Source organism: Staphylococcus muscae (assembly GCF_003019275.1).
Classification (GTDB): Bacteria; Bacillota; Bacilli; order Staphylococcales; family Staphylococcaceae; genus Staphylococcus; species Staphylococcus muscae.
The window spans coordinates 650,315-673,001 of the sequence record NZ_CP027848.1 but is presented as its reverse complement, the minus strand read 5'-3'; the positions used below and the strand labels follow the sequence as shown (position 1 = coordinate 673,001).

The following is a 22,687-nucleotide window of genomic DNA, read 5'->3' as shown; positions in this document are numbered from 1 at the left end:
GTGGTTATCTATATGTCAAAACGTATTGTAGCAATTATCATTGCGGCTGTGATTGTACTGAGTGGTATTTTGACCAGTGCAGTGACAACACTCGCTTCATCGGTGTTTGATTCCAAACTCTCAATGATTAATGAAGCAACGAGTACAGTCGTTGAAGAAGGAAATAGTAATAAACAAATTGCAAAACTGTCTGTCAAAGGTGAAATTATAGATATGGGGACTGGTGGGCTATTTGCTAGTGGAAGCTATGATCATCAAATGGCATTAAAACAGTTGGATGCAATCAAAGAAGATGACACGATTAAAGGAGTATTTTTAATTGTCGATAGCCCGGGTGGTAGTACATATGCGAGTGATGAATTTTATCAAAAATTAAAAGAAGTAAAAGATTCAGGCAAAAAGGTTTACGTACAAATGGAAACGATGGCTGCATCAGGTGGTTACTACATCTCAGCACCTGCAGATAAGATATATGCAGGCCCACAATCACTCACAGGATCAATTGGTGTGATTTCTCAGGCGATGGATTACTCAGAATTACTGAACAATCTTGGTGTAAAAACAAACACAATCAAATCAGGTGAACATAAAGATATTTTGAGCCCTTCGAGAGAAATGACACAAGAAGAACGTGATATCTTACAATCAATTAATAAAGATAGCTATGATCAATTTATTGATGTTATCGTTAAAGGTCGCCATATGTCAGAATCAAAAGTACGTGAATTAGCTGATGGGCGACTATACAGTGCACAACAAGCAAAAAGTAATGGACTCATTGATGAAATTGGCTACAAAGAAGCATCTATGAAGGATCTGAAAAAAGCGATTAAAGCAGAAGACGCGCAAGTGATTAGCTTTGATCAAGCTGATATGGGATTCGGTTCATTATTCGGTGCGAAGAGCTTTTTAAAAGGTGTTCGTGCAGATATTGAACAAGTGAAATCAATCTTAAACAATGAATCACAAACGAGACCTATGTATAAATATGAAGGGTAGGTGGATGAGATGAATAAAGAGAAAGCAACTGTAAACACCAATCCGACACAAAGACGTTATGAAGACATGAGTTCGACTCAAACGAGCGTAAAAATGAGTCAATATGAACGAGACGCCTTTTTGTATGCAGGTTTTGGACGAAGGTTTTTTAGCTATATCATTGATATCATCATCCTTTGGGCTGTAAAACAAATGGTTTTAGAACCTATTTTTGCATTAACGAATATGAATGATTGGCAACTGTGGATTTCATATTTCAATGTTGCAAATATGTTAGAAGCCATTATATACTTTTTATATTTTGTATTGATGACACGATTCTTCCAACAAACATTAGGGAAAATGATTTTAGGCATTAAAGTGTATACCAATCATATTGAAGGATTATCGTGGTCAGATGTATTAATGCGAGAATGGATTGGTCGAATTATTTCCAATGTGATGTTAGGATTGCCATATTTAGCTGTGATTTTCACACCAAAACATATCGGTGTGCATGATTATTTTGCAGATACAGTGGTAGTTAAGCAGAAATATTTGAGACAGATTAAACATCAAAGAAATGAAATGGATGCGAAATCATTACAAACTCGTTATAATGAGAGTGAAATATATCATTAAGGAGGCAGTCAAATGGCACAAATTACATTTAAACAACAACCAGTTGATTTGATTGGAGATGAAGTGAAAGTAAACGATCAAGCACCTGATTTTAAAGTGGTAGATCAAGGTTTAAATCCAATCACATTAGCTGATTACGAAGGTAAAAAGAAATTGATTAGTGTGGTACCTTCTATTGATACAGGCGTATGTGATCAACAGACACGTCAATTTAATGAACAAGCTAACGATGAAGATGGTTACGTCTTAACAATTTCAGCGGACTTACCATTCGCCCAAAAAAGATGGTGCGCTAGCAATGGTTTAGACAATGTCATCACATTGAGTGACTATCAAGCACATTCATTCGCTAAAAATTATGGTGTGCTTATGGATGGATTAATGTTGTTAGCACGTGCAGTATTCGTTCTAGATGAAAATAACAAAGTTGTATATAAAGAAATTGTTCCAGAAGGTACAGATTTTCCAAACTTTGATGCGGCGTTAGAGGCATATCGAAATATTTAATTACAAGAAGAGGTTGAGACGATAGAGGGTTCTACTTGTCTCAACCTTCATTTTTTATTATGCTAGAAATAGATGAGAATTATTGAAAGGGCGTAACTTATGACACAATCACCATCCATCATGGAGCAATTATTCCAGCGACTTGATGAAAAAACAAAAGCTTTAAACGAAGAGAATGGGCAGAGTTTTATAGAAAATTTAGGATTAGCAATGGAACATCTTTATACGAATGAGCGTTCATTGCTTGAATCTGCACAGTTTCAAGATAGACGAAAAGCATTTCAATTTGCTTATTTAAGTCAATTACAACAAGAAGAAGTACAAGCGAACCATCAGATTACGCCTGATACTATTGGTTTAGTCGTTGGTTTTCTTATTTCGCAATTTGAAGAAGATGCAAAAGAAATGCATATTGCAGATTTGGGAAGTGGTTCAGGACATCTGAGTGCCACAATTCACGATGTCTTAAAAGAAGTAACAGTGATGCATCATCTCGTAGAAGTTGATCCAGTGTTGTCACGTTTAAGTATACATCTTGCTAACTTTTTAGAAATTCCATTTGATGTTTACCCGCAAGATGCAATTATGCCATTACCTTTTGAAGAAGCGGATATCGTAGTAGGAGATTTGCCAATTGGCTATTATCCCTTAGATGAACGAAGCCATCAAATGCAGTTAGGTTTTGATGAGGGACACAGTTACGCACATTATTTATTTATTGAGCAAGCTGTTCAAGCGCTTAAGCCAACTGGTTATGCATTTCTCGTTGTTCCGACACAACTCTTTGAAGGCGATCATGTGAAACAGTTAGAAAATTTTATTGCAACAGAAACAGAAATGCAAGCATTTTTAAACCTTCCTGCTAACTTGTTTAAAAACAAGAATGCACAAAAGTCAATTCTTGTATTACAACGCAAACAGCAGGGGATTACTAAGCCTGTTGAGGTTTTATTAGCAAATATCCCTGATTTCAAGAATCCACAACTCTTCCAGAACTTCTTAGCAGAATTAAAAGAGTGGCGTTCTGAAAATCATTAAAATAACCTGTAATACTCTTGAATTACAACTGTATTAATGGTTAAATAGATGTGGATAAATTTAAATATATTGGAGGACGTTCCTATGTCTAAGTTAATTTTGGCGATTAACGCTGGTAGTTCATCATTAAAGTTCCAATTGATTGAAATGCCGGAAGAAAAATTAGTTACTAAAGGTTTAATTGAGCGTATTGGACTTAACGATTCAATTTTTACAATTGAAGTGAATGGAGAAAAAGTCAAAGATGTAAAAGACATTAAAGACCATGAAGAAGCAGTAAACATTATGTTAGACAGCTTCCAAAAACATGGTGTTATTAATGACATCAATGATATCGACGGTACTGGTCACCGTGTTGTACATGGTGGGGAAACATTCCCAGAATCAGCACTTGTCACTGATAAAGTAGCAAGCCAAATCGAAGCTTTAGCTGACTTAGCACCTTTACACAACCCTGCAAACTTAATGGGTATTAATGCATTCAGAAAACTTTTACCTAATATCCCACACGTTGCAGTATTCGATACATCATTCCACCAAACAATGCCGGAATCAGCATATCTTTATAGCTTACCTTACGACTACTATAAAGACTATGGTATCCGTAAATATGGTTTCCACGGTACAAGCCACAAATATGTTTCACAACGTGCTGCAGAAATGCTAGGTAAACCAATTGAAGAATTACGTATGATTTCTTGTCATATTGGTAACGGTGCATCTATTACTGCTATCGATGGCGGTGAGTCAATTGATACATCAATGGGATTCACACCATTAGCAGGTGTTACAATGGGTACACGTTCAGGTAACCTTGACCCTGCGTTGATTCCATTCATTATGGAAAAAACTGGCAAAACTGCTGAAGAAGTGATCAATGTATTCAACAAAGAGTCAGGTTTATTAGGTATCACAGGTACTTCATCTGATTTGCGTGACATTGAACAAGCAGCAAACGAAGGCGATGAACGTGCAAAACTTGCTTTAGAAATCTTTGCTTCACGTATTCATAAATACATGGGTACTTATGCATCACGTATGCACGGTGTAGACGTAATCATCTTCACTGCTGGTGTGGGTGAAAACTCAGACGTTGTACGTGCACGTGTATTAGAAGGTCTAGAATTCATGGGTGTTTATTGGGACCCACGTAAAAACGAAGGATTACGCGGTAAAGAGGCTGAATTGAACTATCCTCATTCTCCAGTAAAAGTTTTAGTAATTCCAACTGACGAAGAAGTAATGATCGCGCGAGATGTAATCACATTTGGTGAATTATAAGTTTTAACGATATAGGTTCGATTTGAAAAATAATTATATAGCCTGTATAATATTATAAATAAAAAGCATTTCTCTGTTTTTTAATGGAACGGAGAAATGCTTTTTTTAAAAATTCACATGATGTTAAGAGCGTGTTATCACTTATTGACATAAAGGCATTTTGTCATAAAGAATGACATGCTAACTCTACATCATCAAAGGTCTTCAAAGGAGGAGATAGTATGCGCACATATAAAGAATATTGGTTGAATGCTTTTAATTATAAAGGTATCTCTACGGTGACAGATTTACTTATTTGTTTAATGATTAATCTTGGTATTTTAGTATTAATCAATCTTTTAGGCTTAGTTGTACCAGTTTCAAAAGAAAATATCATTGTAACACTGTACTATATCGTATTAGTACTTATGATATTCCCAACAATTGCGATGGGTGTTCGAATCTGGAATGCTAAGAAATCTTAGTTTTTAAGGTAGAACATCAAAAATCATTTACATTTCGATGAATATAAAAAGCAGGACAGTCTCATTATTGAGAAATGTCCTGCTTTTCGTTGTATTATAAAAGTCCAAACCATCGTCTTAATGTGGTTCGGACTTGTCATTTTTGTTACTTTTACTTTTGATTTTTTGAAGAATAAAACCACATACAATTCCGAGTAACACACCGATAAACGCACCGGCAATAAGTGGTAATTGAAAGTAATTTTGTAACACAAAACTCATGATGACTGCAAAAATAATAATGGTTAATGACAGATAATTTTCTTTAAGTGTTTTCATACATTTCACTCCTATTATATTTATTATAACATCTCTTTAAAAAAGGTAAATCATTCAGTATGCTTATAATAAAAATAACGCTTGACCCCTGAAACAGAAGTGATATGCTTATTTAGAATAAAAAATGAAGGTGACATCATGGACAAAAAATTATCAATCATTATTGTAGCAATTATCGCAATTGGTGTACTGGGCTTTCAATATATCAATCAGTCAGGACCTTTTTCAGAGATAAACTCGAGTTCAGAAGAAGAGACGTATACTGTAAAACGTGTCATAGATGGCGATACGATTATTGTTAGTAAACCAGGACACGAGGATGAACGTGTTCGACTGATTGGGGTTGATACGCCAGAAACAGTCAAACCGAATACACCTGTTCAACCATATGGAAAAGCAGCATCTGACTTCACGAAGCGACATCTTACAAATCAACAAGTAAGATTGGAATACGATCGAGAAAAAACAGATCGTTACGGTCGAACACTTGCATATGTTTGGCTTGGAGACGATATGTTTAATGCTATGCTCGCAAAAGAAGGACTTGCAAGAGCAAAATTTTATGCGCCTAACGATAAGTATCGTATTGTGATTGAGCAGGCACAAAAAGAAGCGCAAAAGAAACAACTTAATATTTGGGAACGTTAAAAAAGTCTTAGAATAGCATATTTTTGATGCTGTTCTAAGACTTTTATTTTTATAACGTATTTTATTAATTAAGATTCTGTCAAAATAGATTTTTGAATTTGATCGAAGTCTTTAAGTATCTCATTCATTCTTTGATACTGCTCATCTGTAAAGGTGATAAAAACTTTACGTTCATCTTCTGTTGAACGTTCTTTTCCAATAATCTCCATTTCAGATAGTGCAGTTAATGATTTATGTACTTCCATAAGACTAAAATCAATGGATTGTTTCACTTTATGAAGTGAAATGCGTTTGCTGTTTGCTGATTTAAGGTGATAGAGAAACAAAATATCATTAAGTTTTAGGCCGAATTGCTTTTTTATTTCGCTGATAATTTTTTTTCGATAGGATTCATAGAAAAAAATTTGTTCTGAATCCATTTTGTAACCGTTTTTCATTCTTCCACTCCTTATCGTAACCCTGTGAACTGCACAACTTATTATATTAAAATTTTTATACTTTTAAAAGAAAAATTTTAAATATTGACAAATGTAAGTGATAAATGATTAATAGCATAAGAGATACTTTACACTTTACATATGGAATTTTACCCAAAAACAAATCAATTTCAATTATTTAATAATAATAGAGAAAGTTTAAATATAAAAATAAAAATTAGTAGCAAAAATCATTTTTCTTAACATAAATGATGAAGGTATATGAGTATAATATTTTTGTTGGAATTTAAGAGATTTTGAAATGGATACTTTGAAAAACTGATTATTTCATCTAGTCATACGATATATACATACTAAATCTGAACAAATAAAATATGGGACTACGAAAAAACTTTCGTAGTCCCATATTTTTAAGGTAGAACAAAAGAATTGATTCCACTTTGATATACCATCTATAAGATTTCCAAAGAGTAAATTTATGATGACTCAATCTGTTATATATAACAATTTAAGTAACATGCTTTAACTGCCGCTTCAGCATCTTTGTTTGAAATACCAAACATCATTGAAATTTCTGATGAACCTTGGTTAATCATTTTTAAGTTAATATTGGCTGCTGCTAATGCCGTAGTAATTTTATTAGCTGTTCCCACAACGGCGCTCATACCTTCTCCAACTACCATTAAAATAGCTAAGTCGTGTTCAACATTCAACTCATCGATTTCACATTGCGTACGAATTTCATTTAATACTTTTTCTTCTTTACCAGCAAGCTGAGATGTACGCATGATAATACTGATATTATCGATACCAGACGGCATGTGATCATATGAGATGTTGTTTTCTGCAAGAATATTTAAAATTTTTAATGAGAAACCAACCTGTCTGTTCATCAAATATTTCTTAATATTTATACTTGTAAATCCCTTGTCACAACTGATGCCAGTCACAACTCTATGGCGATTGATTTCTCTATCATGAACAATAAAAGTACCCGGATCATCCGGTCTATTTGTATTTTTGATAACAACCGGGATGCGATAACGATATAAAGGTTGCAATGCTTCATCGTGGAAGACACCAAAGCCTGCATAAGAAAGTTCTCGCATTTCACGGTAAGTAATTTCGTTAATGATTTCAGGTGACTTAATAATTGTAGGATTAGCTCGGAAAATCCCAGAGACGTCAGTAAAGTTTTCGTAGAGGTCCGCATGGACACCACGCGCAACGATAGCACCAGTAATATCTGAGCCACCACGTGGAAATGTCACGATATGGTTTGTTTCAGAATAACCGAAGAATCCGGGAATAATAATTTTCTCTTTCGTATGACGAATTTGTTCGATTTTATCATAACTCGATTCTAATATTTGAGCATTTTCTGGTTCGTCGGTTACGATGATTCCTGCGTCTTTAGGAGACATATATATAGTCGGAACACCTTGAGAATCGTTATAGGCCGCAATGATTTGAGCATTGAAGTTTTCACCAGATGATTTTAAGGCATCAAGTAAACGTGCTGGCTGGTCGGCTAGTTCGCTGATATGTTGTTCGAGTGTCTCATCTATTTTTTGTAATAAGTCTGTTTGAAGATTGAGTTCTCGAATAATATCATCAAACCGATCTAGAATTTCTTGTTTCTTTGATTGATAGTCTAACCCATTGATCACTTTTTCATAGAGCCTAATTAATAGATCGGTTGCTTTAATGTCTTTATCGTGACGTTTACCCGGTGCAGACACGATAATAATACGTCTGTCATCATCACTATTGACAATATTTAATACTTTTTTAATTTGTTCAGCTGAAGCGACTGAACTTCCACCAAATTTAGATACTTTCATAACTTATTACAACCTTTCTATTAATGGGATTACCTATTCAGTTTTATACTGAGAAATGGTATTATAGAGATATCTTTTTAAATTTTTAGAACTTTACAAACTTTAGGAATGAACATATACTAAACTATATTTATTGATATTTCAATATGTAGTAAAGAATTTAGTCGAAACTATCGGAGGGATATTACATGAAACAGCTCAATGTTGCATTATTAGGACTTGGTACTGTGGGGTCTGGTGTGGTAAAAATTATAGAAGAGAATCACCAACAGATTAAAGAAACCATTCAGAAAGACATTCAGATCAAACATATTCTTGTTCGTGATAAATCAAAAAAACGTCCGCTTAATATTTCACAATATCACTTGACTGAAGATGTAAATGACATTTTAAATGATGATGATGTTGATATTGTGATTGAAGTGATGGGTGGTATTGAGCCGACCGTAGATTGGTTGAAAGCAGCATTGTCACAGAAAAAGCATGTAATTACAGCAAATAAGGATTTATTGGCTGTCCACTTGCGTGTGTTAGAGGATTTAGCACAGGAGAATGGTGTTGCATTGAAATATGAAGCCAGTGTTGCAGGTGGTATTCCAATTGTCAATGCGATTAATAATGGCTTAAATGCCAATAACATCAGTAAATTTATGGGGATTTTTAACGGAACTTCGAATTTTATTTTGACGAAGATGACTGAAGAGGGTGCTGCCTATGAAGATGCATTACAAGAAGCGCAAGCATTGGGATTTGCAGAAGCAGACCCAACAGATGATGTTGAAGGCATCGATGCGGCGCGCAAAGTAGTTATTACATCATATTTATCGTTCAACCAAGTTATCAAGTTAGCAGATGTCAAAACTGAAGGTATTAGTCAGGTGACGACGAATGATATTCAAGCAGCAACAGCATTTGGTTATAAGATCAAATTAATCGGTAAAGGAACGTATGAGCACGGTGTTGTACAAGCCTCTGTAAAACCTACTTTAATTGCCAATAGCCATCAGTTAGCTGCCGTTGAAAATGAATACAATGCGATATACGTCATTGGTGATGCAGTAGGTGAAACGATGTTCTATGGAAAAGGTGCAGGAAGTTTGGCAACTGGTTCTGCCGTAGTCAGTGATTTACTTAACGTATCATTGCAGTTTGAATCAAACTTGCATACCTTACCACCACATTTTGAATTAACGACTGAAAAGACGAAGCAAATGATGGATTCGAATGAACCGCAAACGATTAAAGAAAAAGAAAGCTACTATTTCGTTGTCAACTGTCCAGAAGTATCAGAAAAGCAAATTGAAGCAGACATTAAAGGACATTTACCATTCCACAAAACATTGCAATTACAACGGCTCAATGAACATCAATATGCAGTTGTTGTCATCGGTGTGGATGAGTTACCAACGTCAGCGATTGATGCATTAGAAGGATACAAAGTTGAAAAATCTTATTCGGTTGAAGGAGTTTGATGAAATATGAAGTTATGGCAAGGTCTTGTAAAAGAATATGAAGCGTATTTACCTGTCAATGAGAATACGCCTAACGTAACGTTGAATGAAGGGCATACACCACTTATTTATTGTGATAAGATGTCCGAATTACTAGGTATTGAACTATATGTCAAATATGAAGGTGCAAACCCAACTGGTTCATTTAAAGATCGTGGTATGGTGATGGCAGTTACGAAAGCGAAAGAACAAGGGCGTAAAATGGTTATCTGTGCTTCTACGGGTAATACTTCGGCGTCAGCAGCGGCTTATGCGGCAAGAGCAGGTATGAAGGCAATTGTTGTTATTCCAGAAGGTAAGATTGCGTTAGGAAAACTATCACAGGCAGTAATGTATGGTGCGCAAATTGTTTCTATTGAAGGGAACTTTGATGAAGCGCTTGAAATCGTGAAAGAAATTGCGCAAGATGGAGAAATTGAGTTGGTGAATTCAGTTAATCCATATCGTATTGAAGGGCAAAAGACGGCAGCATTTGAAATTGTTGAACAGTTTGACGGTGTTGCACCTGACGTATTAGCAATTCCAGTTGGTAATGCAGGTAACATCACAGCTTATTGGAAGGGCTTCAAAGAATATCATGAAGCGAAACAAACTGGTTTACCGAAGATGTTTGGATTCCAAGCTGAAGGAGCTTCTCCAATTGTGCAAAATAAAGTTGTAAAGCACCCTGAAACAATTGCGACAGCGATTCGAATTGGTAACCCGGCAAGTTGGGATAAAGCAGTTGAAGCGATTCAAACATCTGATGGCTTAATTGATGCTGTAACTGATGAAGAGATTTTGGAAGCGTATCAGTTGATGACATCAAAAGAAGGTATTTTCAGCGAACCTGCAAGCAATGCATCTATTGCTGGACTTATTAAACTACATCGTCAAGGAAAACTTGAAAAAGGGCAAAAAGTAGTGGCTGTACTCACTGGTAATGGTTTGAAAGATCCAGACACGGCTATTGGCTTACTTGAAAACCCAATTCAAGCGTTACCGAACAACAAAGCAGAAATCATACAATATATCAAGGATGCATTAAAATGATGAAAAACAAGTTGAGCTTAAAAGTACCTGCATCAACAGCAAATCTCGGATGTGGCTTCGATTCCATTGGTATGGCACTTAATAAATTTTTATATGTGGATGCACAACCGATACGTGCACAGCAATGGAAGTTTCATCATGAAGGTCCGAATTTATATGGACTACCGGAAGATGAAACAAACTATATTTATAAGACTGCACAGCAAGTAGCAGAAAAGTTTCATGTAAAGCTACCTACATTGGAGATTCGACTGTACAGTGACATTCCGCTTGCGAGAGGCTTAGGGTCATCAGCATCGGCACTCGTTGCAGCATTATATATTGCAAACTATTTTGGTGATATTGAACTGTCAAAGTATGAGTTGTTACAATTGGCGACTGAAATCGAAGGACATCCGGACAATGTAGCACCGACAATATATGGTGGCTTAGTAGTTGGTTATCACAACGCTGAAACGCATGTAACTGACGTCGCACACATTGATATTCCAGATGTTGACTTTATTTTGACGATTCCAGAATATGAATTAGAAACAGAAAAATCTCGTGCAGTATTACCTGAACAAGTCAGTCATAAAGACGCTGTGAAGTTCAGTGCAATCAGCAATACGATGATTAGCGCATTGATTCAGCATAATTATGACTTGGCAGGGAAGATGATGGAACAAGATGGACTGCATGAACCTTACCGCCAGCATCTCATTCAAGAATTTAAAGCAGTTAAAGAAATGTCACATGAATTTGAAGCATATGCTACGGTTATGTCCGGAGCAGGTTCAACGATTATGACAATGGTGAAAAAGGAAAAGAGTGGACCACTTGTTCGTGCATTACGACAATCTTTTAAAAATTGCCATTCAGAACTTGTGACGGCGAATACGGAAGGTGTTATTAGTCAGGCAATGTATAAAAATTAATTGTAATCGAATAGAATCATTGATCAGAGCGGGATGGCGATTAAGTTGTCCTGCTTTTCTATGTATATTAATCAAATGGCTGATTTCTTATATGTTTGTAACTTTATTCCCATATAAGTATCATAATTAGGCATCCTATTGTAAGATATAAATGAAAAGGAGTAGGATAAATATGAAGACAGATTTAATTATTTTTGATATGGATGATACGTTATTGACATCAAATAATGACGTTTCCCCATTAACGAAAGAATATTTATTGAAAGTACAACAGCAAGGATATAAATTAACACTTGCTTCAGGACGCCCTACTGAAGGAATGTTAAATGTTGCTAAAGAATTAAAGTTAGATGAGTATGGCAGTTATATAATGAGTTACAATGGTGGGCAAACGATGGACTTTGCCAATCAAACTGTCATTGCAAAACAAACTGTTTCAAAAGCAAACTTTGATCGTATTGTTGACTTTTGTAGAGAGAATAATATGCTCGTTTTAACATATTATAACGGTCAGATAGTAGTTGAAGGAGAACATGAATACATGGGCGTTGAATCCCAATTGACAGGCATGTCGATGATTCAGGTGGATGATATTAAAGCACATGTACAAACGGATGTACCTAAAGCGATGGCGGTTGATAATGAAGAGAAGATTGCTCAGATGTTGGCGACACAAACATCTCAATTTACAGATGAATTAACCGTGACGATCAGTAAGCCATTTTTCCTTGAATTTATGAGTAAGGGCGTATCTAAAGGGGCAGCGATCAAAAGATTGGCTGAGCAATTAGATCTTTCTGTGGACAATATGATCGCATTTGGTGACAGTGCTAATGACTTGGATATGATTGAAACAGTTGGAACAGGTGTTGCTATGGGGAATGCATTAGATCTCGTGAAAGAAAAAGCAAATGTTGTCACAAAGAGTCATGATGAAGATGGGATTCCATACATTTTAGAACAATTAATCGGTATTTCAATTACAGACTAATCAATAAATAAAAAACAGTGAAGTGGAAAAATCTGCTTCACTGTTTTTTGTGCTATTTTGCTGTATGTGTCCACTCTTTTTGACCACGATGGCGCTTAATATGTGCATATATATAGTCTGCTGCATAGTCTTGGTTCGTATAGATTGTAATGGCAAAAGCAGATTGGTTTTCCTCAAAAGGAACGTCCAAATACAAATCTTTTAAATGCTGATAAAGGTTTTCCATTTGTTCATGTGTCAAACTGCTGTACTCTCGCAAGGTACGTTTCAATAATTGACCTTGCTTTTCTTCCAGTGATTGTACAACAATAACGAAGCGTTCTTCGGTTTTGAGCACATCATCGAAAAGGTTTGTTTGTCCAACCATAATAAAACCACCTTTATTTGTTGTTACTTTAATTATACATTATTTATAAAAGGGTTAAAATAGAAAAAGAGTAGTTGCATCTATATAATAATGCAACTACGCTCGTGTAAGTTATTTATAGGATTCGTGTTCACTCAAGTCGATTTCATTTAACGGAATGACTTTTGTTTTATGAATCATTTTATGTGTGATATAGATAATAAATAAAATTAAAATTGGTAATAAATTCTGAGCCAATTTTGGTACATCAAAGTGAATAATCGCTTCTGCAGAACTTCCTAAAATAAGGAACAGAATTGTAACAAAGACGAGTATTGGACCAAATGGGAAAAACGGTGCTTTATATGGTAATAATTGGTCGATATCTTTTTGTTGAACTTTGATGGCACGTCTTAAACGGAATTGTGCTAAAACGCTTGATGCCCATACAACAGTTATCAATGCACCGATAATATTCAACAGTCCAACGACACTATCGGTATTATAATTTGCATATATTGTAACTGCTGTGATAAATGTAAATGTCGTAAGTAACGCATTCATAGGTAACTTTGTTTGACGGTTAATTTTGCTCAAAAACTTAGGTGCTTGTTTGTTCTCACTTAATGAATACAGCATGCGACTTGTTGTGAAAATCCCAGAGTTTGCTGCTGATAACAGTGTCGTAAGAATGACAGCATTGATGACAGAAGCTGCAAATGAAATGCCTACTTTGTCAAATACAATTGTAAATGGACTCTGTGTGATTGAGCTATGTTCGTTTAATAGAGTTGGATCTGTGTATGCAAGTATGCCAGAGATTACGGCAATTGAAAGCACATAGAATAATAATATACGCCAAAATACTTGCTTGATTGCGCGTGGCATTGACTTTCTAGGATTATCAGATTCACCAGCTGCTACGGCAACGACCTCACTACCACCAACAGAGAATCCAGCGATAAGCAGTACGCTTAAAAATCCAGAAATACCGCCAACAAATGGTGCTTCACCAACAGTATAGTTTTCAAACCCATAGTAATTCCCGCCTAAAATGCCGAAGATCATAAGTATTCCCAAAATGATAAAAATGATAATCGTCACAACTTTAACGAGTGATAACCAAAACTCTGCTTCACCAAATGCTTTAACAGAGAAAACATTCAGTAAAAAGATAATGGATAAGAAAATAATACTCCAAACAAGTGGAGAGAAGAAATGGAAGGCATCCCAATATCCTAAAACATTAGATGCAACAATTACGTCAATACTTGTTACGAGTGACCAAATTGTCCAATATAACCATCCCATAGTAAAACCTAATGATGGGTCAACAAATCGGGTAGAGTAACTACTAAACGATCCAGAAACAGGGTAAAATGTTGCCATTTCGCCGATTGATGACATTAAAAAGTACAGCATAATTCCGATAATCAAATATGCTAGGATGGCACCCCCGGGACCAGCTTGGGCAATGACACTACCAGTTGCAACAAATAGACCCGTTCCAATCGCGCCACCAATTGCAATCATGGTAATATGTCTGGACTGCAGTCCTCTGTTTAAATTCTTTTCTTCCATAAGCATCTGCTCCTCATATAATTAAAGATTTCTATCTATTGTACTTGCTATTCTTAGGATATTCAACAGGAATTTACAACTTTAAAGGAAAAAAGCGAAATTTTTCGAAAATTCGTTGATAATCATTTTTCTATTTACTTTTAAATTATAAAAAAAGGGGTATAATAAAGGTAGCATTTAATTTAGAATTATTATAAATAAGGAAGAAGGTTTTTCTATGAGTAACCATAATGATTCGAAACTAACAGGTTTATTTGGGCATCCAGTTGGCGACAGAGAGAATTCAATGACGGCAGGACAACGAGGTCCATTGCTCATGCAAGATTGGTACTTTTTAGAACAAATGGCACACTTCGATCGTGAAGTCATTCCTGAACGACGTATGCATGCAAAAGGTTCAGGTGCATTTGGAACATTTACTGTAACAAATGATATTACACAGTACACATCAGCTAAAATCTTTTCGGAAGTTGGTAAACAAACAGAAATGTTCGCACGTTTTTCAACTGTGGCAGGTGAACGTGGAGCAGCAGATGCCGAGCGTGATATTCGTGGCTTTGCATTAAAGTTTTATACTGAAGAAGGAAACTGGGATTTAGTAGGTAACAATACGCCTGTCTTTTTCTTTAGAGATCCAAAATTATTTGCGAGCTTAAATCATGCGGTTAAGAGAGATCCAAGAACGAATATGCGCAGTGCTCAAAATAACTGGGACTTCTGGACATCTTTACCAGAAGCATTACATCAAGTGACAATCTTAATGTCAGATCGTGGTATTCCTAAAGGTTATCGTCATATGCACGGCTTTGGGTCACACACATATGCGATGATTAATGATAAAAATGAACGTGTATGGGTGAAGTTCCACTTCAGAACACAACAAGGCATTGAAAACTTGTCGCCTGATGAAGCAGCGCAAGTCATCGCAAATGATCGTGAATCGTCACAACGCGACTTGTTTGAAGCGATTGAAAATGGTCAATTCCCTAAATGGAAAATGTATATTCAAGTGATGACAGAAGAACAAGCACGTCAGCATAAAGATAACCCATTCGACTTAACAAAAGTATGGTTTAAAGATGAATATCCATTGATTGAGGTAGGAGAGTTTGAATTAAATAGAAATCCAGATAACTACTTTATGGATGTAGAACAAGCCGCTTTTGCACCAACAAATATCATTCCAGGTATCGATTTTTCACCAGATAAAATGTTGCAAGGACGACTTTTCTCATATGGTGACGCACAAAGATATCGTTTAGGCGTTAACCATTGGCAAATTCCAGTGAACCAACCTAAAGGCGTTGGTGTAGAGAATATTTGTCCATTCAGCAGAGATGGTCAAATGCGCTTCTTAGATGGTAATGGTGGTGGTTCAACACACTATTATCCAAATAGTACAGGTGCTTTTAAAGATCAACCGGAATATAAACGTGCACCACTTGACATCGAAGGCACTGCATATGAACATGATTTTAGAGAAGATGATGATAACTACTTTGAACAACCGGGCAAGTTATTCCGCCTCCAATCACCAGAACAACAGCAACGTATTTTTGAAAATACTGCCAATGAGATGAATGGTACGACAGATGAAGTAAAACACCGTCATATTCGTCATTGTTACCAAGCAGATCCAGCATATGGTAAAGGTGTTGCTAAGGCACTTGGTATGTCAGAACAGTTAGATAAAATTTTAGGAGATTTAAAATAATCTTCATATAAAAAGGTGAGCATCTTGAATGCTCACCTTTTAACATTGTCGTATTTTTTGATTAGTCGTGTTATGCCGTTATTATTTTGTTTCTCTGTGTAAAGTGTGTTTGTTTAATCTTGGGCAATATTTCATCATTTCGATACGCTCTGGGTTTGTACGTTTATTTTTAGTTGTGATATAGTTACGGTCACCACATTCAGTACAAGCTAAAGTTACATTAATACGCATGGTTTTCCCTCCTTTAGTACAAAATAAATTGAAACCATTACGATTTAATATTTTATCATGCTTTTTAACATTTGCCAATATTTTATCTTGCGTTTATAAAAGAAAATATGCTAGTATTTAAAACGTAATGACTACGATTTATAAAAAGGTGGTATAAAAAATGGCTAAAAAGTCTAAAATAGCAAAAGAAGCAAAGCGTGAAGCATTAGTTGCACAATACGCTGAATTAAGACGCGAATTAAAAGCAAAAGGTGATTATGAAGCATTGCGTAAACTTCCACGTGATTCATCACCGACAAGATTGACAAGAAGATGTAAAGTAACAGGTCGTCCACGTGGTGTCATGCGTAAGTTTGAAATGTCTAGAATATCATTCCGTGAGTATGCCCACAAAGGTCAAATTCCAGGCGTTAAAAAATCTAGTTGGTAAAATCGATTCCCTTTGTTTACTTTATCCTTTAATGATAGTATATTATCATATGGATAAAATAAATGAGGGGTTTTTAAAACATGAAAATTTTTGATTATGAAGATATACAACTAATTCCAAACAAAAGTATCGTTAAAAGTCGTTCAGAAATTGACACATCCATCCAATTTGGACCGAAAAGATTTAAGTTACCAGTTGTTCCTGCAAACATGCAAACGGTTATGAATGAGCAGTTGGCAGAATGGTTTGCAGAAAATGACTATTTCTACATTATGCACCGTTTTGATGAAGCAGCACGTATTCCATTTATCAAACGCATGCATGAGAAAGGTTTATTCGCTTCAATCTCAGTCGGTGTAAAAGACCCTGAATTTGAATTTGTTGAAAACATTAAAGCTGAAGGATTGAAACCAGAGTATATCACAATTGATATTGCGCATGGTCATTCAGATCAAGTGATCAATATGATTCAACACATTAAACAACACTTACCAGAAACATTCGTTATCGCTGGTAATGTAGGGACGCCAGAAGGTGTTCGTGAACTAGAAAATGCAGGTGCTGATGCAACGAAAGTTGGTATTGGACCAGGTCGTGTATGTATTACGAAAATTAAAACAGGTTTTGGTACAGGTGGCTGGCAATTAGCTGCAATTAATCATTGTAGCAAAGCAGCACGTAAACCAATTATTGCTGACGGTGGTATCCGTACACACGGTGATATCGCAAAATCAGTTCGCTTTGGCGCATCAATGGTAATGATTGGTTCATTATTTGCAGCACATGAAGAGTCACCAGGTGAAACAGTTGAAATGGATGGCAAAAAGTATAAAGAATACTTTGGTAGCGCATCTGAATATCAAAAAGGTGAACGCAAAAACGTTGAAGGTAAAAAAATGTTTGTTGCACATAAAGGTTCACTTCAAGATACATTGAAAGAAATGCAAGAAGACTTACAAAGTTCTATTTCTTATGCAGGTGGTAAAGATGTCGGTGCATTGAGAAAAGTGGACTATGTCATTGTTAAAAACTCAATTTTTAACGGTGATAGAGATTAATAAAAAGGCCCGGACACGCATCATACACGTGTCCGGGCTTTTTTTTGACATTGACTGAGGAGTGCCATTGAGAGAAAAAGGTGGAAAATGGATTACATTTCTCTAAAAAGACCGACAACTTTGCCTAAAACAGTCACATGGTCCAGATAAATAGGGCTGAGCATGCTATTTTCTGGTTGTAAACGATAACGATTTTTCTCTTTAAAGAATCGCTTTACTGTCGCTTCATCTTCTTCTGTCATAGCAACGATAATATCTCCATTTTCAGCAATAGATTGACTTCTGACAATCACTTTGTCTCCATCTAAAATACCTGCTTCTATCATACTGTCACCGACAACATTTAATATAAAAATCTGGCCGTTATGTGTTGAAGTGAAATGTTCCGGTAATGGATAATACTCCTCTACATTTTCAACAGCTGTAATTGGCACACCAGCAGTGACCTTTCCAATCACTGGAACAAAAATAGTTGCTTCCATATTGACTGGTTCACCCATTAGTTCGCTCACAATCTCAATAGCACGTGGTTTCGTAGGGTCACGACGAATATATCCTTTTTCTTCTAAACGTGAAAGGTGACCGTGAACAGTTGAGCTTGAAGCTAAACCAACTGCTTCTCCAATCTCACGAACACTTGGTGGATATCCCTTTGATTGTACAACTTGTTTGATGAATTCAAATATTTCACTCTGTCTCTTCGTTAATTCCCTCATAAATAGCACTCCTCTATTGAATTTAAAGTTATTATAGCATATCACACGAACAAGAGCAAACATTTGTTCGTCTTTTTGTTGACACGGAACGCTTGTTCTGTTAGATTACTAATACAAACAAATGTTCTAGGAGTGTATGATAATGATTCAACAAAAATATTACGAGTTAACACTATTTTTAATTGTATTCTTAGTCTCTATCATCTTGTCTATTGCTTTCTTTATTATGGCAAGTCAAAATGAACAAGTAGAACAGACGTACGAAATGACAGACCACTCACTTAAAAATACAGAACAATATGAAGCAACACCTGATCATAGTAATGAAGAGAGTGTGTTTGCTATTACGTTAAGCAAATAATACTTTGATTAAAGATAAAGAAAGTTGATGACAATAAATTAGGTATTTTCAAGAGAAGTACAATGATGTCAATGTTTTCACTTTAACTTCATTAGAATGAATCGTTTGGTTTTCCGCAGTACTTCTGATATATTTTTATAAAGAAATTAACGGAGGTAATGTGGCATGTTAAGCCAAGATAAATTAAATCGTATTAACGAACTTGCAAGAAAGAAAAAAGAGCAAGGATTAACAGAAATTGAGGCAAAAGAACAATCTAAATTAAGAAGTGAATACTTAGAGACGTTTCGTGGTAGCTTCAAAGCTCAGATTGAACAAACGAAAGTAATTGACCCACAAGGTAATGACGTGACACCTGAGAAATTGAAATCAATTCAGAAGCAAAACAATTTGAGAAAGTAACTGTCACACTATTTTCATGAATATTTCAATTGAAGTATTGATTTGCTAGGTATCTCATCTGTATTTCGGGTATAATATATTTATGAAAAGAAAAAGAAAGGAAGTAATTTTATGTTTGATAAAAATGATAGTTTAGCAGTGAATACACTGCGTGCTTTGAGTATTGATGCAATTGAAAAAGCAAATTCAGGACATCCAGGTCTTCCTATGGGTGCGGCACCTATGGCATATACATTATGGACGCGTCATTTGAATTTCAATCCAAAAGCAGATCAATATTTTAATAGAGACAGATTTGTCTTATCTGCTGGACATGGATCAGCACTACTTTACAGTCTTTTACATGTTTCTGGTGGTTTAGCATTGGATGAATTAAAAAACTTTAGACAATGGGATTCAAAAACACCAGGACACCCTGAGTTCCGTCATACGCAAGGTGTAGAGATTACAACAGGTCCATTAGGTCAAGGTTTTGCAATGGCTGTTGGTATGGCAATGGCAGAAAAACATTTATCAGCAAAATACAATCAAGATGATATTTCTATCGTGGATCATCACACATATGTATTAGCTTCTGATGGTGACTTGATGGAAGGGATTTCTCATGAAGCCGCATCATTGGCAGGTCACTTAAAATTAGACAAGTTAATCACATTATATGATTCAAATGATATTTCATTAGATGGTAAAACAAATAAATCATTCTCAGAAAACATTAAACAACGTTTTGAAGCTTACGGTTGGAATCATCTTTTAGTAGAAGATGGTAATGATCTAGAAGCTATTGATCGTGCGATTGAAACGGCAAAAGAACAAGCAGGACCAACAATCATCGAAGTGAAGACGATTATTGGTTACGGTTCTCCTAACAAATCCAATAGCCATACTTCACACGGTGCACCATTAGGTACAGATGAACGTGCATTAACGTTTGATAATTATGAGCTAGATGCGAATAAACAGTTCCACGTAGATGAAGTTGTTTATGATATTTTCAAAGAAACAATGATTGAACGTGCAGAAGCACATGAAGCTGCATGGGAAGCTGAATTCAAGAAATATCAAGAAAAATATCCAGAACTTGCAGCAACGTTCAAGACAGCAATTGCTGGTGAACTTCCAGAAGACTACGCAGCATCATTACCACAATTTGAAGTAGGTCATAATGCTGCATCACGTGCAGACTCTGGTGAAGTGATTCAAGCAATCAGTGCTGCAGTACCTTCATTCTTTGGTGGATCAGCTGACTTAGCTTCATCTAACAAATCAAATGTAAAAGCTGAAGGTGACTTCTCTGCTGAAGATGGTAGTGGTAGAAATATTTGGTTTGGTGTACGTGAGTTTGCAATGGCAGCAGCGGTTAATGGTATGGCAGCACATGGTGGTGTACATCCATATGGTGCAACATTCTTCGTATTCAGTGACTATATTAAACCAGCATTACGTTTATCATCATTAATGGGATTAGGTTCAACGTTTATCTTTACACATGATTCAATTGCTGTTGGTGAAGATGGTCCAACGCATGAGCCAGTTGAACAACTTTCTGGTTTACGTGCAATGCCTAACTTGAATGTAATTCGCCCAGCAGATGGTAATGAAACACGTGTTGCTTGGCAAGTTGCGCTTGAATCTAAATCAACGCCGACTGCTTTAGTATTGACAAGACAAGGATTACCTGTCTTAGATGTTGAGTTTGCAGCGGTAGAACAAGGTGTACGCAAAGGGGCATATGTTGTTTATGAAACGGAAACAACGCCTGAATACGTCTTGCTTGCGACAGGATCTGAAGTGAGTCTACTTGTAGACGTAGCGAAAGAGTTAGCTGAACAAGGTAAAGGTGTACGTGTTGTATCAATGCCAAACTGGCATGCATTTGAACAACAATCACAAGCATATAAAGATGAAATCTTATTGCCGCATGTTGAAAAACGTGTTGCAGCTGAAATGGGTGCCACTTTAGGTTGGCATAAATATGTTGGTATGCACGGCAAAGTAATTGGTATCGATCGTTTTGGTGCAAGTGCGCCTGGCGACTTAGTGATTGAAAAATATGGCTTCACTAAAGAGCAAGTTTTAGCAGAAATTGAACAATTATAATCAATTATCTCGATAGTCATAACAAATTAGGACATTGAAAGTTTGGTTGCTTTCTTGTCCTAATTCTTTTTTTCTGTTATTTAAGTTATATTCATTTGAATTACCTTGAAAACAAATGGTATTTCTAGTAAAATGCTAAAGGATAAAGAAAGTGGGTGAAACGATGGCAACATGGTTAGCGATATTATTAATTGTTATTGCACTTATCATCGGTCTTGTTGGTGGATTCTTCTTAGCACGTAAATATATGATGGATTATTTGAAAAAGAACCCACCTATTAATGAAGAGATGTTACGTATGATGATGATGCAGATGGGACAAAAACCATCACAAAAGAAAATCAATCAAATGATGACAATGATGAACAAAAATATGGAAAAGAAAATGTAATGTCTTTTACTTAGATAAGCAAGGGAATCGATGTTGATACAAACATAGATTCTCTTGCTTTTTACTTTGATGTACAGTGAAATATGGCTATAATAAAAGTATCATTTTTAAATAGAATACTTACAATTGGAATGTATAGATTATTTCTAGTCCGATATATGAGGAGGCAACACATTGAGCTATTTAGTATTTTCAATCATAGTAGCGTTTGTCATGGGGGCTGCTGTGATTGTTGTGCGTATGAAAGCACAACAATATCCAGTGAATGTAAAGAAGATTATTTTACCACCTGTTTTTATGTCGACAGGTGCACTGATGTATGTTGTTCCTTATTTCCGACTGACGCATACAGAAATTGTAGAATCAATTGTAATTGGTGTGATTTTTTCAACAGTATTGATGCTAACATCTCATTTCGAAGTAAAAGGGGATGAGATCTACTTAAAAAAATCAAAAGCTTTCCCTGTTGTACTCGTGTCTTTATTGGTGATTCGTACAGTACTCAAAGTCTTTCTAGGGAACTCTATTGATGCTGGAGAGCTTGCAGGTATGTTTTTCTTGCTTGCATTCAGTATGTTATTACCATGGCGTTTAGCGATGCTGTGGCGATATCAACAGCTAAAAAAACGCATGCTTCATCATACGATGTAGTTAGTTAAGAGACTTATGCAACAAAGCAGTGATCATAGCCATTCGGTGTGTGACCTGCTTTTTATTTTGTTATATAAGAAAATGATATATTTGAGGTG

The 22,687-nt window shown here is 35.8% G+C and carries 26 protein-coding genes; 19 read left to right on the top strand and 7 right to left on the bottom strand.

The window, feature by feature from the left end; translation table 11 throughout:
* The first annotated feature begins 12 nt into the window (after positions 1-12).
* The 6 genes from sppA to C7J88_RS03190 all read left to right on the top strand — a co-directional run bounded on the left by sppA (position 13) and on the right by C7J88_RS03190 (position 4,910).
* Positions 13-999, top strand: a complete 987-nt coding sequence (gene sppA, locus C7J88_RS03215) for a signal peptide peptidase SppA (protein WP_095117151.1) — start codon at positions 13-15, stop codon at positions 997-999.
* A gap of 9 nt (positions 1,000-1,008) precedes the next feature.
* Positions 1,009-1,620 (top strand): RDD family protein, encoded by a 612-nt coding sequence (locus tag C7J88_RS03210; protein ID WP_095117149.1) that lies wholly within the window; start codon positions 1,009-1,011, stop codon positions 1,618-1,620.
* Positions 1,621-1,632: 12 nt separating this feature from the next.
* Positions 1,633-2,127: a thiol peroxidase gene (gene tpx / locus C7J88_RS03205; RefSeq protein WP_095117147.1), complete on the top strand. Its 495-nt coding sequence runs from the start codon at positions 1,633-1,635 to the stop codon at positions 2,125-2,127.
* A gap of 99 nt (positions 2,128-2,226) precedes the next feature.
* The gene (locus C7J88_RS03200) at positions 2,227-3,165 is read left to right on the top strand and encodes a class I SAM-dependent methyltransferase (RefSeq protein ID WP_095117145.1); all 939 of its coding nucleotides are present in this window, start codon (positions 2,227-2,229) and stop codon (positions 3,163-3,165) included.
* An 84-nt stretch (positions 3,166-3,249) separates the two neighbouring features.
* Positions 3,250-4,446, top strand: a complete 1,197-nt coding sequence (locus tag C7J88_RS03195; protein WP_095117143.1) for an acetate kinase — start codon at positions 3,250-3,252, stop codon at positions 4,444-4,446.
* Between the two features lie 221 nt (positions 4,447-4,667).
* Positions 4,668-4,910, top strand: a complete 243-nt coding sequence (locus C7J88_RS03190; RefSeq protein WP_095117141.1) for a hypothetical protein — start codon at positions 4,668-4,670, stop codon at positions 4,908-4,910.
* A gap of 117 nt (positions 4,911-5,027) precedes the next feature.
* Here C7J88_RS03190 and C7J88_RS03185 read toward each other — a convergent pair whose 3' ends face one another.
* Positions 5,028-5,228 carry a hypothetical protein gene (locus C7J88_RS03185; RefSeq protein ID WP_095117139.1) on the bottom strand — a complete coding sequence of 67 codons (201 nt, stop codon included), beginning with the start codon at positions 5,226-5,228 and terminating at the stop codon, positions 5,028-5,030.
* A gap of 135 nt (positions 5,229-5,363) precedes the next feature.
* Between C7J88_RS03185 and nucI the strand changes: the two genes are divergently transcribed.
* Positions 5,364-5,876: a thermonuclease NucI gene (gene nucI / locus C7J88_RS03180; protein ID WP_188595419.1), complete on the top strand. Its 513-nt coding sequence runs from the start codon at positions 5,364-5,366 to the stop codon at positions 5,874-5,876.
* A gap of 68 nt (positions 5,877-5,944) precedes the next feature.
* Here the strand turns inward: nucI and C7J88_RS03175 are convergent, their stop codons facing one another.
* Positions 5,945-6,313 (bottom strand): transcriptional regulator, SarA/Rot family, encoded by a 369-nt coding sequence (locus C7J88_RS03175; protein ID WP_095117135.1) that lies wholly within the window; start codon positions 6,311-6,313, stop codon positions 5,945-5,947.
* A gap of 494 nt (positions 6,314-6,807) precedes the next feature.
* Positions 6,808-8,157 carry an aspartate kinase gene (locus C7J88_RS03170; RefSeq protein ID WP_095117133.1) on the bottom strand — a complete coding sequence of 450 codons (1,350 nt, stop codon included), beginning with the start codon at positions 8,155-8,157 and terminating at the stop codon, positions 6,808-6,810.
* A 188-nt stretch (positions 8,158-8,345) separates the two neighbouring features.
* On the opposite strand from C7J88_RS03170, the gene C7J88_RS03165 reads away from it, so the two are divergent.
* The 4 genes from C7J88_RS03165 (at position 8,346) to C7J88_RS03150 (ending at position 12,608) form a co-directional block, all read left to right on the top strand.
* Positions 8,346-9,629 (top strand): homoserine dehydrogenase, encoded by a 1,284-nt coding sequence (locus C7J88_RS03165; RefSeq protein ID WP_095117131.1) that lies wholly within the window; start codon positions 8,346-8,348, stop codon positions 9,627-9,629.
* A 6-nt stretch (positions 9,630-9,635) separates the two neighbouring features.
* Positions 9,636-10,700: a threonine synthase gene (thrC, locus tag C7J88_RS03160; RefSeq protein ID WP_095117129.1), complete on the top strand. Its 1,065-nt coding sequence runs from the start codon at positions 9,636-9,638 to the stop codon at positions 10,698-10,700.
* A complete protein-coding gene (gene thrB, locus C7J88_RS03155; protein WP_095118137.1) occupies positions 10,700-11,617 on the top strand; it encodes a homoserine kinase in 918 nt (305 codons plus the stop codon). Before thrC ends, thrB begins: the two co-directional genes overlap by 1 nt.
* A gap of 172 nt (positions 11,618-11,789) precedes the next feature.
* Positions 11,790-12,608, top strand: a complete 819-nt coding sequence (locus C7J88_RS03150; RefSeq protein WP_095117127.1) for a Cof-type HAD-IIB family hydrolase — start codon at positions 11,790-11,792, stop codon at positions 12,606-12,608.
* A gap of 52 nt (positions 12,609-12,660) precedes the next feature.
* On the opposite strand, the gene C7J88_RS03145 is transcribed toward C7J88_RS03150, so the two are convergent.
* Entirely contained in the window at positions 12,661-12,975 is a 315-nt protein-coding gene (locus C7J88_RS03145; RefSeq protein WP_095117125.1) for a hypothetical protein, read from the bottom strand.
* A 111-nt stretch (positions 12,976-13,086) separates the two neighbouring features.
* The gene (locus tag C7J88_RS03140; protein WP_095117123.1) at positions 13,087-14,535 is read right to left on the bottom strand and encodes an amino acid permease; all 1,449 of its coding nucleotides are present in this window, start codon (positions 14,533-14,535) and stop codon (positions 13,087-13,089) included.
* 217 nt (positions 14,536-14,752) lie between these two features.
* Between C7J88_RS03140 and C7J88_RS03135 the strand changes: the two genes are divergently transcribed.
* A complete protein-coding gene (locus tag C7J88_RS03135; protein WP_095117121.1) occupies positions 14,753-16,249 on the top strand; it encodes a catalase in 1,497 nt (498 codons plus the stop codon).
* Positions 16,250-16,330: 81 nt separating this feature from the next.
* Here C7J88_RS03135 and rpmG read toward each other — a convergent pair whose 3' ends face one another.
* Entirely contained in the window at positions 16,331-16,480 is a 150-nt protein-coding gene (gene rpmG, locus C7J88_RS03130; protein WP_044361700.1) for a 50S ribosomal protein L33, read from the bottom strand.
* Positions 16,481-16,640: 160 nt separating this feature from the next.
* Between rpmG and rpsN the strand changes: the two genes are divergently transcribed.
* Both rpsN and guaC read left to right on the top strand, forming a co-directional pair.
* On the top strand, positions 16,641-16,910 hold the full coding sequence (gene rpsN / locus C7J88_RS03125) for a 30S ribosomal protein S14 (RefSeq protein WP_095117119.1): 270 nt from the start codon (positions 16,641-16,643) through the stop codon (positions 16,908-16,910).
* A gap of 80 nt (positions 16,911-16,990) precedes the next feature.
* Positions 16,991-17,968, top strand: a complete 978-nt coding sequence (gene guaC / locus C7J88_RS03120) for a GMP reductase (protein WP_095117117.1) — start codon at positions 16,991-16,993, stop codon at positions 17,966-17,968.
* Between the two features lie 92 nt (positions 17,969-18,060).
* Here the strand turns inward: guaC and lexA are convergent, their stop codons facing one another.
* A complete protein-coding gene (lexA, locus tag C7J88_RS03115) occupies positions 18,061-18,684 on the bottom strand; it encodes a transcriptional repressor LexA (RefSeq protein WP_095117115.1) in 624 nt (207 codons plus the stop codon).
* A 142-nt stretch (positions 18,685-18,826) separates the two neighbouring features.
* Here lexA and sosA point away from each other — a divergent pair, with 142 nt between their 5' ends.
* From sosA to C7J88_RS03090, 5 genes are all read left to right on the top strand, one after another.
* Complete coding sequence (gene sosA / locus C7J88_RS03110) at positions 18,827-19,045, top strand: DNA damage-induced cell division inhibitor SosA (protein ID WP_095117113.1); 219 nt, start codon at positions 18,827-18,829, stop codon at positions 19,043-19,045.
* A 165-nt stretch (positions 19,046-19,210) separates the two neighbouring features.
* On the top strand, positions 19,211-19,447 hold the full coding sequence (locus tag C7J88_RS03105) for a DUF896 domain-containing protein (RefSeq protein ID WP_095117111.1): 237 nt from the start codon (positions 19,211-19,213) through the stop codon (positions 19,445-19,447).
* A 111-nt stretch (positions 19,448-19,558) separates the two neighbouring features.
* Entirely contained in the window at positions 19,559-21,547 is a 1,989-nt protein-coding gene (tkt, locus tag C7J88_RS03100) for a transketolase (protein ID WP_095117109.1), read from the top strand.
* Between the two features lie 163 nt (positions 21,548-21,710).
* Positions 21,711-21,938 (top strand): YneF family protein, encoded by a 228-nt coding sequence (locus tag C7J88_RS03095; RefSeq protein WP_282956678.1) that lies wholly within the window; start codon positions 21,711-21,713, stop codon positions 21,936-21,938.
* 174 nt (positions 21,939-22,112) lie between these two features.
* Positions 22,113-22,589: a CcdC family protein gene (locus tag C7J88_RS03090; RefSeq protein ID WP_095117104.1), complete on the top strand. Its 477-nt coding sequence runs from the start codon at positions 22,113-22,115 to the stop codon at positions 22,587-22,589.
* Positions 22,590-22,687 lie beyond the last annotated feature (98 nt).